15 protein-coding genes are annotated in these 14,389 nt (G+C 41.4%); 6 read left to right on the top strand and 9 right to left on the bottom strand.

Annotated elements, in window-relative coordinates; genetic code table 11:
• Window position 1: 1 nt before the first annotated feature.
• Window positions 2-1,369: an MFS transporter gene (locus IMPJCBKJ_RS02930; protein ID WP_054552792.1), complete on the bottom strand. Its 1,368-nt coding sequence runs from the start codon at window positions 1,367-1,369 to the stop codon at window positions 2-4.
• Between the two features lie 162 nt (window positions 1,370-1,531).
• Between IMPJCBKJ_RS02930 and uvrA the strand changes: the two genes are divergently transcribed.
• Together uvrA and IMPJCBKJ_RS02920 are read left to right on the top strand one after the other, a co-directional pair.
• On the top strand, window positions 1,532-4,351 hold the full coding sequence (uvrA, locus tag IMPJCBKJ_RS02925; RefSeq protein ID WP_166338727.1) for an excinuclease ABC subunit UvrA: 2,820 nt from the start codon (window positions 1,532-1,534) through the stop codon (window positions 4,349-4,351).
• Between the two features lie 12 nt (window positions 4,352-4,363).
• Window positions 4,364-5,419, top strand: a complete 1,056-nt coding sequence (locus IMPJCBKJ_RS02920; RefSeq protein ID WP_166338726.1) for a hypothetical protein — start codon at window positions 4,364-4,366, stop codon at window positions 5,417-5,419.
• Between the two features lie 14 nt (window positions 5,420-5,433).
• Here IMPJCBKJ_RS02920 and IMPJCBKJ_RS02915 read toward each other — a convergent pair whose 3' ends face one another.
• Window positions 5,434-5,679, bottom strand: coding sequence for a hypothetical protein (locus IMPJCBKJ_RS02915; protein ID WP_130151675.1), 246 nt, complete (start codon window positions 5,677-5,679; stop codon window positions 5,434-5,436).
• Between the two features lie 277 nt (window positions 5,680-5,956).
• Here IMPJCBKJ_RS02915 and IMPJCBKJ_RS02910 point away from each other — a divergent pair, with 277 nt between their 5' ends.
• A complete protein-coding gene (locus IMPJCBKJ_RS02910) occupies window positions 5,957-6,148 on the top strand; it encodes a hypothetical protein (RefSeq protein ID WP_138599271.1) in 192 nt (63 codons plus the stop codon).
• A 55-nt stretch (window positions 6,149-6,203) separates the two neighbouring features.
• On the top strand, window positions 6,204-7,097 hold the full coding sequence (locus tag IMPJCBKJ_RS02905; protein ID WP_166338725.1) for a TraB/GumN family protein: 894 nt from the start codon (window positions 6,204-6,206) through the stop codon (window positions 7,095-7,097).
• A gap of 132 nt (window positions 7,098-7,229) precedes the next feature.
• Here the strand turns inward: IMPJCBKJ_RS02905 and trpS are convergent, their stop codons facing one another.
• The 3 genes from trpS to rpe are packed head-to-tail and all read right to left on the bottom strand — an operon-like array spanning window position 7,230 to window position 9,633.
• On the bottom strand, window positions 7,230-8,234 hold the full coding sequence (gene trpS, locus IMPJCBKJ_RS02900) for a tryptophan--tRNA ligase (protein ID WP_166338724.1): 1,005 nt from the start codon (window positions 8,232-8,234) through the stop codon (window positions 7,230-7,232).
• A 50-nt stretch (window positions 8,235-8,284) separates the two neighbouring features.
• Window positions 8,285-8,950 carry a phosphoglycolate phosphatase gene (locus IMPJCBKJ_RS02895; protein ID WP_138616150.1) on the bottom strand — a complete coding sequence of 222 codons (666 nt, stop codon included), beginning with the start codon at window positions 8,948-8,950 and terminating at the stop codon, window positions 8,285-8,287.
• A complete protein-coding gene (gene rpe, locus IMPJCBKJ_RS02890; RefSeq protein ID WP_054552800.1) occupies window positions 8,947-9,633 on the bottom strand; it encodes a ribulose-phosphate 3-epimerase in 687 nt (228 codons plus the stop codon). Before rpe ends, IMPJCBKJ_RS02895 begins: the two co-directional genes overlap by 4 nt.
• Window positions 9,634-9,966: 333 nt before the next feature.
• On the opposite strand from rpe, the gene IMPJCBKJ_RS02885 reads away from it, so the two are divergent.
• Both IMPJCBKJ_RS02885 and IMPJCBKJ_RS02880 read left to right on the top strand, forming a co-directional pair.
• Entirely contained in the window at window positions 9,967-10,263 is a 297-nt protein-coding gene (locus IMPJCBKJ_RS02885; RefSeq protein WP_054552801.1) for a hypothetical protein, read from the top strand.
• A gap of 5 nt (window positions 10,264-10,268) precedes the next feature.
• The gene (locus IMPJCBKJ_RS02880; protein ID WP_054552802.1) at window positions 10,269-10,454 is read left to right on the top strand and encodes a DUF2970 domain-containing protein; all 186 of its coding nucleotides are present in this window, start codon (window positions 10,269-10,271) and stop codon (window positions 10,452-10,454) included.
• Here IMPJCBKJ_RS02880 and IMPJCBKJ_RS02875 read toward each other — a convergent pair.
• Genes IMPJCBKJ_RS02875 through aroK form a run of 4 tightly spaced genes read right to left on the bottom strand, consistent with a single transcriptional unit; the run spans window position 10,426 to window position 14,338 of the window.
• On the bottom strand, window positions 10,426-11,268 hold the full coding sequence (locus IMPJCBKJ_RS02875) for a Dam family site-specific DNA-(adenine-N6)-methyltransferase (RefSeq protein ID WP_054552803.1): 843 nt from the start codon (window positions 11,266-11,268) through the stop codon (window positions 10,426-10,428). The genes IMPJCBKJ_RS02880 and IMPJCBKJ_RS02875 overlap by 29 nt on opposite strands.
• A gap of 53 nt (window positions 11,269-11,321) precedes the next feature.
• Window positions 11,322-12,722, bottom strand: coding sequence for an AAA family ATPase (locus tag IMPJCBKJ_RS02870; RefSeq protein ID WP_166338723.1), 1,401 nt, complete (start codon window positions 12,720-12,722; stop codon window positions 11,322-11,324).
• Window positions 12,722-13,792, bottom strand: coding sequence for a 3-dehydroquinate synthase (aroB, locus tag IMPJCBKJ_RS02865; RefSeq protein ID WP_166338722.1), 1,071 nt, complete (start codon window positions 13,790-13,792; stop codon window positions 12,722-12,724). Before aroB ends, IMPJCBKJ_RS02870 begins: the two co-directional genes overlap by 1 nt.
• Window positions 13,793-13,819: 27 nt before the next feature.
• Window positions 13,820-14,338, bottom strand: coding sequence for a shikimate kinase AroK (gene aroK / locus IMPJCBKJ_RS02860; RefSeq protein WP_036973192.1), 519 nt, complete (start codon window positions 14,336-14,338; stop codon window positions 13,820-13,822).
• Between the last annotated feature and the right edge of the window lie 51 nt (window positions 14,339-14,389).

The following is a 14,389-nucleotide window of genomic DNA, read 5'->3' as shown; positions in this document are numbered from 1 at the left end:
GTTAGATTAAACCAGCCACTTTGCGTGCTTGGTCTAGGTCAAATTCTTTATCATTAATCTTTAAATAGCTGCGATTTTCATCACAGACAACCGTTGCTTCAATTACGCCCGGTAAAGCAACAAGACGAGAAGCAAGCGCTTGTGCCTGCTGCTCTGAACTTAATTCAGTCATTAAGCTAATTATTTTACTTCTTGGTGGGACTTGCATATTCCAAGCAAGGATAAGCCATATTACCCCAACAAGTGCCGCCGCCGCAAACACTGCTTGCGCACTTAATGCTTGAGCAACGTAACCCCCTAATAAACCACCTAAAAAGGCACCAAAAAACTGCGTAGATGAAAATACCCCCATCGCAGAACCTTTCTGGTTTGCTGGGGCAATACGCGAAACAAGTGCAGGCATGGTTGCTTCTAAAAAATTAAAAGCAATAAAGTAAACCAACATACAAATACCGATGCCAATCACCGAATCAACCCATAACGACATCGCGAGCATACTTAAAACAAGCAGTGCGATTGAGCCAATAAAGGCTTGTTTTTCTTTTTCTTTACGAATAGCCACAATCATCATTGGTGCCATCAAGAAAAACGCTAAAAACAGCACAGGGATATATAAATACCAATGATGGTCTGCGACTAAGCCGTCTTTTATCAGTTGGCCTGGTAAGGCTACAAATACGGTAGTTAATGTAAGATGAAGCAGCATTACGCCAAAATCGAGGCGTGCTAATTGTGGGTGTTTAATCAGTTGCTTAATATCATCAAGCGTAGCAAGTGTGTCACCTTTTGGCGCCTTATTGACAGCATTAGGCACCAAAAACAACACAATTAAAATACCTAAAATGGCCAATCCTGCGGTAAGCCAAAATACCCCAGCAACTCCCCACGATGCAGCAACAATAGGCCCTAGTAGCATAGCAACGGCAAAGCTCATACCAATACACATACCAATCACGGCCATAACTTTCGGACGTTGTTCATCACGGCTTAAATCAGAAGCAAGCGCCAATAAGGCACTGGCAATCGCCCCCATGCCTTGAAGTGCACGCCCAAGCGTAACCATTTGCACAGACTCAGCGGTTGCCGCAATTACAGAGCCAAGTGCAAACACACAAAGGCCACCAATAATCACTTTTTTACGACCAATTTTATCAGACAACCAACCCATAGGGATTTGCAACACGGCTTGCGTTAAACCATAAGCACCAATAGCAAAGCCAATCCAAAGCGGCGAAAACCCTTCTAATTGCTGCCCATAGATAGCCAATACTGGCATCAGCATAAATAGGCCAAGCATACGGAATGCAAAGACGCTCGCCAACGAAACGGCAGCGCGTTTTTCTCGAGAGTTGAGTGAAGATGCTGTCATGAATTACTGATCTTGCTGTCTATTAAAATTTGAGCGTGGATTCTACCACAAGCGAAAACTAAATAATCACCTGTAAGTGATGATTTTTTCTTTGATCAAGGATTAATCTTATCGCGTATTATGAGATACTGAAAAAATAATTAGGTAATAAAACGAGATAGCATGGAAAACATTGAAGTCCGAGGCGCCCGTACGCACAATTTAAAAGACATCAGCCTAACCATTCCCCGTGATAAGCTGATAGTTATCACTGGCCTATCTGGTTCAGGGAAATCGTCATTAGCGTTTGATACTTTGTATGCAGAAGGGCAACGTCGTTATGTTGAGTCACTGTCAGCGTATGCACGACAGTTCTTATCACTAATGGAAAAACCCGATGTTGATCACATCGAAGGCTTATCGCCGGCTATCTCTATCGAGCAGAAATCAACGTCGCATAACCCGCGTTCAACGGTCGGTACAATTACCGAGATTTACGATTACCTACGTTTATTATTTGCCCGTGTAGGTGAGCCTCGCTGCCCTACTCACGACTTGCCACTTGCAGCACAAACGATCAGCCAAATGGTCGATACGGTTTTAGCGCTTCCTGAAGGAAGTAAGCTAATGCTATTAGCGCCAGTGGTAAAAGATCGTAAAGGTGAGCACGTTAAGCTGCTTGAGCAACTCGCAAGTCAAGGCTTCATTCGCGCCCGTATCGATGGCGAAGTCTGTGACTTATCAGATCCACCGACCCTTGAGCTTCATAAAAAGCATACTATCGAGGTCGTGGTTGACCGTTTTAAAGTTAAAGATGGCCAACAACAGCGTTTAGCTGAATCATTCGAAACAGCCCTTGAGCTATCAGGTGGTATTGCCCATGTAGCGGCAATGGACGATTCACTCAGCGAAGATATGCTGTTTTCTGCTAATTTTGCATGCCCAACGTGTGGCTACGCTATGAGTGAACTTGAGCCGCGTTTATTCTCGTTTAATAACCCGGCAGGTGCGTGTCAAAGCTGTGATGGTTTAGGTGTGCGTCAGTATTTTGATCCAAACCGTGTTGTACAAAATCCAGAGCTAAGTTTATCGGGCGGTGCAATTAAAGGCTGGGACAAACGCAGCTTTTATTACTTCCAAATGCTGCAAGCTGTCGCAGAGCATTATAAGTTTGACCTAGAAGTGCCTTTCCAAGAGCTTAGTAAAGAGGCCAAAAAGGTAATTCTTGAAGGTTCTGGCAAAACTAAAATTGCCTTTAACTATCGTAACGACCGTGGCGACTTAATTACGCGTAACCATGAGTTTGAAGGCGTTTTAAATAATATGAATCGCCGCTACCGTGAAACCGAGTCAAACTCAGTGCGCGAAGAGCTTGCTAAATACCAAACAAGCCAAGCGTGTCCGAGCTGTCATGGCTCGCGACTACGTGAAGAAGCTCGCCATGTATTTATAGGTCAAACAAACTTGCCAGCTATCACCACAATGAGTATTGGTGAAAGCATGGCATTTTTTGATGGCTTGAATTTAACTGGTCAGCGCGCACAAATTGCCGAAAAAATTCTCAAAGAAATTCGCGACCGTTTATCTTTCTTAATTAATGTAGGCCTTAATTATTTATCACTTGAGCGAAGTGCCGATACCCTTTCTGGTGGTGAGGCTCAGCGTATTCGTTTGGCAAGCCAAATTGGTGCAGGCCTTGTTGGTGTTATGTACGTACTGGATGAACCATCAATTGGTTTGCACCAACGCGATAACGACCGCCTACTAAAAACCCTTATTCACTTACGCGATTTAGGCAACACCGTTATTGTGGTTGAACATGACGAAGATGCCATTCGCGCTGCGGATCATATTATCGATATCGGCCCGGGTGCCGGTGTTCATGGCGGCCATGTTATTGCACAAGGTACCCATGACGATATTCTAGCTAGCAAAGATTCAATCACGGGTCAGTACCTCTCTGGCGAAAAGAAAATCGAAGTACCGGCGGCTCGCCATCAAACTACTGACAAATGGCTTGAGTTATTTGGTGCCACAGGTAACAACTTAAAGAACGTTGATTTACGTATTCCATTTGGCTTAATGACCTGTATCACAGGTGTATCAGGCTCAGGTAAATCGACACTTATCAACGACACTTTATTTAAACTGGCTCATACCGAGTTAAATGGCGCAACGACCGCAGAGGCGGCACCGTATAAGTCAATCAAGGGTCTAGAGCATTTTGATAAAGTGATTGATATTGACCAAAGCCCAATTGGCCGTACTCCGCGCTCAAACCCAGCAACTTACACCGGTATTTTCACCGGTATTCGAGAGCTATTTGCGGGTACTCAAGAAGCCCGTTCACGTGGCTATAAAGTGGGCCGTTTTAGCTTTAACGTTAAAGGTGGCCGTTGTGAGGCTTGCCAAGGCGATGGTGTGATCAAGGTAGAAATGCACTTTTTACCTGATGTGTATGTACCTTGTGATGTATGTAAAGGTCAGCGCTACAACCGTGAAACCCTCGAAGTACAGTACAAAGGTAAAGACATTCACCAAGTACTCGAAATGACCGTAGAAGATGCCCGTGACTATTTTGATAAAATTCCGGCTATTGCACGTAAACTGCAAACCCTAATGGATGTAGGCTTGTCGTATATTCGCTTAGGTCAAGCTGCTACTACCCTCTCTGGTGGTGAAGCACAGCGTGTAAAACTAGCTCGCGAACTTTCAAAACGCGATACAGGTAAAACCTTATATATCCTTGATGAACCAACTACGGGTTTACACTTTGCTGATATTCAGCAATTATTAGTCGTGCTTCACCGCTTACGCGATCACGGTAATACCATTGTTGTTATCGAGCATAACCTTGATGTGATCAAAACCGCAGACTGGATTGTCGATTTAGGCCCTGAAGGCGGCTCAGGCGGTGGTGAAATTTTAATTTCTGGTACACCTGAAGACGTTGCCGATTGTGAGCGTTCACACACAGGAAGGTACTTAAAACCATTACTATAAAAAGGATATTGCGTGCGTAGGTATTTAAAAATTGCAAAATGGCGCGCTAATAAACAGTTTCAACAACAGCAACGTAGCTGGCAGCCTCATAAAACGAGGCTGGTTGAACAGTTAAAAGCCATTTGGTTTAACTTAAGTACCGCGCAAAAGCTCTATCTTTTAGCATTAAGCAGCCTGATTGTTCTGCAATCGGGCTGGTTAAGTGCCACCATCACCATTATTGCGCTTGTTATTGAGTTTTGGCCCAAGTTTAACCAACTTTGGCACTCGCTTGCCGGCAAAGCACTGATTTTAATCTTCTATGCCAGTATCGCTAATTTTGTATTAGCTGGTGCAAGCGGCATAGTTAATGATGTAACTCATGTCTCAGCTAGTCACTTTAACTACACACATAACTTTGCCACCCTGTTATATTTACCACCTTGGGCAATGGGAATAACCCTAGGTACTTTATTGTTATTTCAACTTTTTTTACCTTTTTATATTTTTGTTTTATTGCTGATAAAGCCATTTGGCTCTGAGCGAGTTAAGTTTATTAGTCAAAGCTACTCACCATTATTAACTGCCATTGTACGCTTTGTTTTAGCGTCGGTAGTTTTTATTAACTTAATTTCATTTCTTGATGATAAGCCACCTGAAGAAGTGCTCGACAATATGGTCAGCACCTTTGTGGATAGTAAAGTCATTGCCAAGGAATCAGGTGAAGAACAGCAAAAAGCAGTCGAAGAACTTGGTGAAAAGCTCGAGCAACAACTTCCTGAAAATACACAAAGCTCAGCCCCAAGCCAAGACGTAGATGTAGAAGTTGACGGCGAAACCGCCGAAAACCTTCGCCAATTTTTAGATACCAAAGGTTACTTTGAACGTAGCAAACGTTTAATTGCCATGTTTGCTTACAGCTTTGAAGCCGATAGTTATTCACGCTGTTTAAAAGCAGAAAACAGTAAAGCCGTTGAGCTGAATGATTATGAGATTGTGCAAGTAACCCCTGATCACCATGCTGAGTATGGCTATCGATTTGAAGTCATTGCGTGCGACTCGCCAGGCGTTACCCCAGTAGAAAAATAGCGCAGCAATCTATACTACTCACTTGGCTTACTGCGTTTTTCTCTTATGAAGTGAAATATCGAAAGCCCAATAAAGCCAAAGCAAACTAAGGCGATTACTAAATTAGGTATAAAAATAAGTAACATAGCGGCATCATAGCCGATCTTTGCGAATGCAGCACAAAGGCTACCAATGATAAGCTCAGTTAAGATTAGCTCCCATTCTAATGAGCTATTCGCAGGTACAGTTTTAGCCGCATAATGTTTTACTTTAAAACCCATATCAAAACCTCCAAGTTCCTATTTGCTGCATCCAAACTATCATCAAAAGACAAAACCGCAAAAATTAAATGATTTAAAACCTTATTTCCTCTCATAAGAATTAAGCTTAAACCATTGAAAATATTCAAATTAATATTTTCAAACCTTATATATAAATTGCTTAGAACTAGATAAGCGACTCTAGCAGCTTTCCTCGCTATTGTAGTTTCCATCAACGGGCTACCAACCAATTTTGCTTCGCTGATAAAACTAATCAACCAATTAAAGGAATTAAATTATGGCTAACTCAGTCTTAAAAATGATGTCACTTTTAGCGGTCACTGCAATCATTATTACATCAACGAATACCTTACTTAATGCTCAAGGTACTCAAAAGCTAAACAAGCAATTAGAGACCTCTATCGAAGCATCTATTGAGCAAATGAACAATAAAATTGATCAGCAAATTGAGCAACAACTGAATAAGTAATACTTGGCTTGCTCAGCATGCTGAGCAAGCTTCTTTAAATTAACAGGCTTAAATAATGAAAACACTAACTCGACACTTGCTAATCTCATCAATTGCTGCGACAGGCCTATTAATAAGTGGTTTTGGTGCAGCAAAAAGTGCCGTATGGAAAGTTAGTAAAGGTGATGAATTTATATATATTGCTGGTTCAATCCACGTTTTGCCGCCCAAGGAACTCCCCCTTCCTGATGAATTTAATCAAGCGTATAAACAGGCTGATATCTTAGTACTTGAAACTGATGTGCCCGCACCAAGCGATAGCTCAGCACAACTCACTATGCTTAAAACTCTTAGTTATCAAGCTGGCGAAACACTGAGTAGCAAGTTATCAGCAAAGGTGAAACAGCAACTAGAAGAACAACTTGCCCAGTATGATATGAAACTCAGCGAACTCGATAGCTTTCGCCCCTTTATGTTAAGCGTGCTAATCATGTCGCTAGAACTTCAAAAGCAACAACTTATGGGTGAAGGTGTTGATAGTTACTTCGCGAAATTGGCTAAGCGAGATAAAAAAGAAGTCGCTTATCTAGAGACCGTGGCTTTTCAATTAGACCTGTTTAAACAAGTAGGTAGCCAAGACGAAAATGCCTTTATTGAGTCACTATTAACGCAAATTTCTAGTTACCAAGCACTGTACATCGCAATGCTTAATGCATGGAAAAATGGCGATATGCAAGCAATAGATGAACTTACTCTTATGCCTTTACAAGAACATGACCCTAATACTTACCAAATGTTGATCAAGCAACGAAATCTAACTTGGCTTGGTCACATTGAAAATTATTTTACTAATTCGCAAAAAGAGTTACTGCTCGTTGGCACAGCCCACTTAGCTGGTGAAGATAGCTTGTTAGGCTTATTAAAAAATAAAGGTTATGTAATTAAACAATTGAACACAGGTGAGAAATAAAAAATGGAAAAAACAGACAAAACCGCTGCTGCACTTATCTGTTTATTTACAGTATTAATGGCGCTTAGCTTTTAATAGCTAAAAAAATACCGCTATCAAGCGGTATTTTTATTTCAATAATTTATCACAAGCTTACGGGCGAGGGATAAAACCTACCGCATCGTAGACTGCTTTTAATGTTTTTTCAGCGCGGATACTCGCTTTTTCAGCACCTGATTTCATAATGCTATCAAGTAATGACTGATCTTCGCGAATTTCTTTAAAGCGTGCTTGAATTGGCTCAATCATATTAACGACCGCTGCTGCAGTGTCTTTTTTCAGGTGACCATACATTTTGTCTTCATATTCAGGCACTAAGTCTTCAATTGAGCGCTTAGTGGCCACTGATAATAAAGTAAGTAGGTTTGATACACCTGGTTTTTCTTCACGATCAAAGTAGATACGAGCTTGCTCGTCTGAATCGGTTACTGCTTTTTTCAGTTTCTTTTCAATCTTCTTCGGCTCATCTAATAACATAATGTAACCGTTTGGATTTTCATCTGATTTAGACATTTTCTTGAGCGGATCTTGTAAACTCATTACACGTGCGCCGAACTCAGGAATGTACGGCTCAGGTAGTTTGAACACGTCACCGTATAGGTTATTGAAACGTGTTGCAATATCACGAGTTAACTCAAGGTGTTGTTTTTGATCTTCACCCACTGGCACTTGATCCGCTTGGTATAGCAAGATATCAGCTGCTTGCAGCACTGGGTAAGAGAATAAACCCACATTAACGTTATTAGCATGCTTAGAAGACTTATCTTTAAACTGCGTCATACGGTTAAGCTCACCCATTTGAGCGTAACAGTTTAAAACCCAACTAAGCTGTGCATGTTCTGGCACTTGAGATTGTACAAATAACGCCGCTTTTTCTGGGTCGATACCACATGCAGCATACAGCGCAACACCGTCAAGCACGCGCGAGCGTAGTTGCTCAGGATCTTGGCGTACAGTAATAGCGTGTAAATCAACTAACATAAAGAAACTTTCGTGGTCTTCCTGTAGCTTAAGCCACTGGTTAATAGCGCCAACATAGTTGCCTATTGTCATACCACCGGTTGGCTGAATGCCACTTAACACTACTGGTTTACTCATGATGTTCCTTTATATTTTTACTAAACTAAAAAGACGAATTTAAAATGCACTTACCTTTGGGTAAGAACGGGTATTATATCTAAGAAATTCTCGCAGAGGTACTCTGGATTGAAATCAACGAGGTTTTCACCTTGGTTATAGCCATAACTAAGCGCAACAACATCCACCTTAGCCGCTTTGGCAGCCAAAATATCACTTTTAGAGTCGCCTATCATAACCGCTTTGGCTGGGCTGACATCTAATTGCTGACAAGCAAATACTAAAGGCTCAGGTGATGGTTTCTTTGCCATATCATCACCACATACAATCAACTGAAAATGACTAGTCAGTGACAGTTTATCAAGTAGCTTTTCGGTAAAACGACGAGCCTTATTGGTGATCACCACTTTAGGAATACCAGCAAGGGCAGCAAGCCCGGTTTCTACATGTTGATAAAGCGCACTGTAATCGCCTACAACTTGGTCATAGTGCTGATAAAACAAATTAATTGCACGCTCAGCAAGGGCTTCATCTAAATGCTCACTGATTTGCATATCGCCACTCAAACCACGCTTTACAAGCGTTTCTATGCCATTACCTACCCAGCTTTCAACTAGCTTTTGTGTCACAATCGGAAATGCTAGATCAGTTAGGGTCAGGTTCATCGCAATGTATAAATCATAAACACTGTCGACTAAGGTGCCATCTAAATCGAAAAATGCCGCATCGTATTTCATGGCTCAACCTTTGCAAGCTCGTTACGCATCGCATCGATAACCGCTTTGTAATCTGGTTGATTGAAAATCGCCGAGCCTGAAACAAACATATCAGCGCCCGCTTCGGCAATTTCAGCAATATTATCAACACCAACGCCACCATCAACTTCTAAACGAATTTTGCGACCTGAATCATCAATCATTTTACGCGCTTGGCGAAGCTTTTCGAGGGTATGAGGAATAAAGCTTTGGCCGCCAAAACCAGGGTTAACCGACATTAATAGCACCACATCAACCTTATCGAGCACATGCTCAAGGTAGCTAAGGCTGGTTGCAGGATTAAATACAAGCCCTGCTTGGCAACCACTGTCTTTTATGAGTTGCAAGGTACGGTCAATATGCTCACTGGCTTCTGGGTGAAAGCTGATGATAGAAGCGCCCGCTTCAGCGAAGTCGGGAATTAGACGATCGACAGGCTTTACCATAAGGTGCACATCAATCGGGGCTGTAATGCCGTAATCGCGCAGTGCTTTACAAATCATTGGGCCAAAAGTTAGGTTTGGCACATAATGGTTATCCATCACATCAAAATGTACAACATCTGCTCCACTTGCTAGTACACGATCAACATCTTCACCTAAACGGGCAAAGTCGGCTGATAAAATAGAAGGGGCAATTAAATACTTTTGTAATGTTTCCAACATGAGAGATTCCATTAAAATTTGCGACTGCAAGAAGAGCGCATAATGTAACCCAATCGACTGCTGATTTAAACACCGCAGCTGATTGTTAAAGGGCGATTGCTTTAAGCTAATCCTTTTAGCCTATTGAATTAGTGTTATTTTAGTCAAAATTTGAGCAATAACTCTATTAAAAAGCCATCTACAACACAATAAAATGAAACAAATAATAAACATTAAATTTACTTTAAAGAGCTAATTTTATTAAATTTTTATTTAATTCAGCGATAATTAAGTTTGTTATTTGAGCAATTGTTATGTATGCTTGTTTAAGTAACACAAACAAGGGTTATTCTCATGCGTGCTTTTAAAATAGGGATCTTAATCGCGTCCGCACTTACGGTTGCTGCGTTTGTATCTTTTTCATCTGCTGATGAAGACGACTTTTTAGCAGCGGCGTCTGGTTGCTCATGCAACACGCTTAACGCATCATCATCTTCTGCTCAATGTATGAAAGCAGAACAAGAAACAGGATGGTTTTCTTGGTTAACGGGTGATAGCCGCAGTGCTCAGTTCCATTATCTTGATTTACTTGAGTTATTAACAAGTAGTGAAGAGTCAAAGAAAGTTAGCGGTTTAGGTTCTAAGTTCTAAATCGTATGAACAAATTCATGAGTGCATTACAAAGTGTCTTTGCGGCATTTTTTGGTGTTCAATCAGAAAATAAGCGTCAAGCTGACTTCAAAGAGCACTCGCTCAGTACTATCATCGTCATTGCCCTGATTTTTTTCAGTCTATTTGTAGCAGCGATTTATTTCACCGTTTCTTTGGTGCTAAATACATAGCCATTAGCTCGTTCACTTTATTGCGTGAACCGCCCTTGGGGCTAATCGTGCGTTTTACCTGAATCTCATCTAATGATGCTTGGCTGTAGATTTTACGCGTCCACACTGTATCGTGGTTAGAAATAAGTACAGGCGTGTTATTTTCGAATGCGGCTTGCTCAGCTAAATTCGCCAAGTTTGCTTGGTCATCTAAATTGAAACCGCCTTTAGCGTAAGAAGTAAATGAAGCTGTTTTACTCAAAGGCACATAAGGTGGATCGCAATATACAACCGCATTATTAGGAATAAGCTTAAATACCTTGTCATAACCTAAGCAAGTAAAGGTTGCTTGCTGAGCTTTTTCAGCAAAGAAATGCATTTCTTTTTCAGGAAAATACGGGCGCTTATATTTACCAAAAGGAACATTAAAAATACCTTTTAGATTATAGCGACACAACCCGTTATAGCCATGGCGATTCATGTATAAAAATAAAATCGCACGCTCATACACATCACTGCTTTGATTAAACTGAACACGATATTCGTAATAGGCTTCGGGGTGGTTATTAAGCTCTACAAACAACTTTTTAGCGTCGCTAATAAACTCATCGGGCGTGCGCTTAAGCTCAGTGTAAAGATTGATCAGATCCGCATTTATATCATTTAAAATATAATGCTTAAAATCAGTATTAAGGAATACAGAGCCAGCACCAACGAAAGGTTCAACTAAGGTGTCAGCATCCATACTCGCTTGCTTCAAGCGGGTACGAATATCTTCAACTAGGCTGTATTTTCCACCTGCCCATTTAAGGAAGGCTCTGGTCTTTTGCTGCATCTGCTCTTAACTTCAATTCGGTGTTGCGCGATTTTACACTAATCAGCTTTAATTTACTGATTTAGTGAAGCGATTTCTTGTTTAATTTTACTTATTTTTTTATAAAACGGCTGATTTTTACGCACATTATCAGAAAGTGTTGTTACGCCCTTCTTAGCATCATTCAGTGTGGTGTAACTACCATAAGTTACAATCCACCACGGCTTACCACTCCGTAAGCTTTGGTAAGTATTTACTTGCCCTTGCAAGCCATTTTCAGTAATAAACTTATCGCTAATCTCTTTTTTAGTCACCGCAAGTAATTGGATAACAAAATTGTCATCTGGCTGAGATAAATACCACGCATTTCCTACTAATGGCAGCTCTGGCTCAATGGCAGACTCGGTTTGCTCAGCATCGTTGATGACGGCAGCTATAACTTCATCTGTCGTTGGTTGCTCAGTCTCTTGTGTTATTCGCTCTGCTGGCAAAAGGCTATCAACAATCGCAGCCACGTTATTGTTATGACTTTCATTCTCACGGTTTTCTATCGCAGAGTTATCAACTGGCACCTTAACTGCCTGAGTTGTGTTGTCCTCATCATTAGTAGCAACTTGCTGCTCGGCTTGAAGATCGTCTTGAGCTTGTTCTAGAACTAGCTCTTTGCTTTCTACTCGACCATTGATTACTGCTTCTGCAGGCAGTGCTGTTGCCACAGAGTTCGTTGTATCCTGCTGGTAATGCGCTTTCCACCACTCAGTCATATCAGCTTTATATAAAAAGCCAATGATCAGCACCATGGTCGTGATTAAGAGCAAAATTAAATAAAGCAGTTTATAGCTTTTTTCTGGTGCGCGAATGTCTGCAGTTTGTTGTTCAGGCTGCCAAGCAAGTAATAAAGCTGGGTTACCATGCGCTTCTTGTAAAAAGGTGCGAAAAACGGGGTCTTCTTCAACAGGGAGGTTATCGAAAAACCAACGCATCAGTTGCTTACTTTCACTTAAATTTAGCGACTCTAAGTGGATTTCAACTGCTTGACTAAACTGCCCTGCCGATTGTGATGCAATCAGTATGTATAACGTGCTCGGGCTTTGCTTGGCAAGGACTTCTAATTGCTGAATTAACTCTTCAGATAAATGACGCCCTCCATCAATGACCCATAAACAATCACCACAAGGCTGTTGTTTATAAAGTTGATAGAAGTTTTCAGACAAACTTAAAGCGTGATCGATTAGTGGGTTGCTAAAGCTTTGTTCTAACAGTTCAGTCATAAACTGTTGGTCGGTCATTTTTCCCGACAACTGAACAAACGCTTTATTAAAGTCGAGGTATTTATCCGTGATGAAGGTTTCTAATAAATAGCTTTTACCAAGGCCAGAAGGACCGAGTAAGCAAATTAGGTTTTGCCCATACTCAAACTGCAGAGCGATTCGATCAACTAGCGCAGCACGGCTAGGCAATATTTGCGATTGCATTAGCGCGCTATTAAATCACAAACCTGCTGATCAGTAACATCACTTACCAGCGCACATTGACCAAATTGGGTAGGTAGAATAAAGCGAATCGTGCCTTTTTTATTTTTCTTATCTTTACGCATGTGCGTTAAAAACTGCTCGCTGGTCATTTCTGCCGGAATATCGACAGGTAAATCATACTCAGCAATCAATTTAATAATGCGTTCAACTTCTGCTGCGTTTAAGTCATCACGGGTATGTGCAAGGCGTGCTGCCAGTACCATACCTGCCGCAACGGCTTCGCCATGTAGCCAATTACCATAGCCCATTTGCGCTTCAATTGCGTGGCCAAAGGTGTGCCCTAAGTTTAGTAATGCACGTAAACCGGCTTCTTTTTCATCTTGTGCAACAATCAAGGCTTTGATTTCACAACAGCGATAAATCACATGCTGTAAAGTTTGTTCATCAAGAGATTTAAGTTTAGTGATATTTTGCTCAAGGTAAGCAAATAACTCAGTGTCGTAAATAAGGCCATATTTAATCACTTCAGCCATGCCCGCTGCGAATTCACGCTCAGGCAAAGTATGTAGCGATTGTGTATCGATAAATACTGCTTGTGGTTGGTAAAACGCACCAATCATGTTTTTACCAAGTGGGTGGTTTACTGCCGTTTTACCGCCAACCGATGAATCGACTTGCGAAAGCAAAGTCGTTGGCACTTGAATAAAAGGCACGCCACGTTGATAACATGCAGCAACAAAACCAGTGAGATCACCCACCACACCGCCACCTAAGGCAATAAGGCAAGTATCGCGGCCACAGTTATGTTCAAGTAAGAACGCCGAAATCTTTTCAAACCACTCAAGTGATTTATATTGTTCGCCATCAGGGATGGTAAAAGATAACGGGTTTAGATCAGCCAACGACGTCATTACATTATCAAGATATAAAGGTGCAATGGTGTCGTTGGTGATAATGATAGGTCGACAGTCGCCGATGTGCTCGCGCAGCCGACCAGTCTCTTGAAGAGCAGATTGACCAATATAAATAGGATAACTTCGCTCGTCCAAATTAACTGTTAATTCAAGCATAGCTAGTTTCCTTTTTATTATTGGTTTTTAAAAATCTAATTTCTCGATGATTTGATTAGCAACAACTTTCGCGCTTTGCTCATCAGTGCGGACAACAAAATCAGCAACTTCTTTGTATAACGGTTCGCGTTCTTCAGCTAAGCGCTCTAGTACATCACGCGGTGCTTCTTCTGTTTGCAATAATGGGCGACGCTTGTCGCGCTGTGTGCGTGCAACTTGCTTTTCGATTGGTGTCTCAAGGTATACAACAATACCACGAGCAGAAAGCTTGTTACGTACTTCTTTACTGATCACAGAACCACCACCTGTTGCAAGAACGATACCTTGCATCTCAGTTAGGTCTGAAATTACAGTTTCTTCACGAAGTCGAAAGCCCTCTTCACCCTCAAGATCGAATACCCAAGCAATGTCTGCTCCAGTACGACGCTCGATCTCTTGATCTGAATCGAAAAATTCAAGGTGTAATTGGTCAGCAATGTGACGACCAATTGTGCTTTTGCCAGCCCCCATAGGGCCCACTAGAAATATATTACGTTTCTCAGCCATATCTTTTTAGTACAAACGAACTCTAAAATTTGAAATAAAACCCCGCCTAAC

It is taken from the genome of Pseudoalteromonas sp. MB47, from assembly GCF_011319765.1.
In the GTDB taxonomy this organism is placed as follows: Bacteria; Pseudomonadota; Gammaproteobacteria; order Enterobacterales; family Alteromonadaceae; genus Pseudoalteromonas; species Pseudoalteromonas simplex.
This window is presented reverse-complemented; position numbering and strand designations above follow the sequence as displayed.

Coding starts and splice junctions, on each gene's coding strand:
- aroK (WP_036973192.1), bottom strand. CDS start 14,338: ATGGCTGAGAAACGTAATATATTTCTAGTGGGCCCTATGGGGGCTGGC.
- uvrA (WP_166338727.1), top strand. CDS start 1,532: ATGGAAAACATTGAAGTCCGAGGCGCCCGTACGCACAATTTAAAAGAC.
- IMPJCBKJ_RS02930 (WP_054552792.1), bottom strand. CDS start 1,369: ATGACAGCATCTTCACTCAACTCTCGAGAAAAACGCGCTGCCGTTTCG.
- IMPJCBKJ_RS02875 (WP_054552803.1), bottom strand. CDS start 11,268: ATGCAGCAAAAGACCAGAGCCTTCCTTAAATGGGCAGGTGGAAAATAC.
- IMPJCBKJ_RS02895 (WP_138616150.1), bottom strand. CDS start 8,950: ATGAAATACGATGCGGCATTTTTCGATTTAGATGGCACCTTAGTCGAC.
- IMPJCBKJ_RS02870 (WP_166338723.1), bottom strand. CDS start 12,722: ATGCAATCGCAAATATTGCCTAGCCGTGCTGCGCTAGTTGATCGAATC.
- IMPJCBKJ_RS02885 (WP_054552801.1), top strand. CDS start 9,967: ATGCGTGCTTTTAAAATAGGGATCTTAATCGCGTCCGCACTTACGGTT.
- IMPJCBKJ_RS02910 (WP_138599271.1), top strand. CDS start 5,957: ATGGCTAACTCAGTCTTAAAAATGATGTCACTTTTAGCGGTCACTGCA.
- IMPJCBKJ_RS02915 (WP_130151675.1), bottom strand. CDS start 5,679: ATGGGTTTTAAAGTAAAACATTATGCGGCTAAAACTGTACCTGCGAAT.
- trpS (WP_166338724.1), bottom strand. CDS start 8,234: ATGAGTAAACCAGTAGTGTTAAGTGGCATTCAGCCAACCGGTGGTATG.
- IMPJCBKJ_RS02880 (WP_054552802.1), top strand. CDS start 10,269: ATGAACAAATTCATGAGTGCATTACAAAGTGTCTTTGCGGCATTTTTT.
- aroB (WP_166338722.1), bottom strand. CDS start 13,792: ATGCTTGAATTAACAGTTAATTTGGACGAGCGAAGTTATCCTATTTAT.
- IMPJCBKJ_RS02905 (WP_166338725.1), top strand. CDS start 6,204: ATGAAAACACTAACTCGACACTTGCTAATCTCATCAATTGCTGCGACA.
- rpe (WP_054552800.1), bottom strand. CDS start 9,633: ATGTTGGAAACATTACAAAAGTATTTAATTGCCCCTTCTATTTTATCA.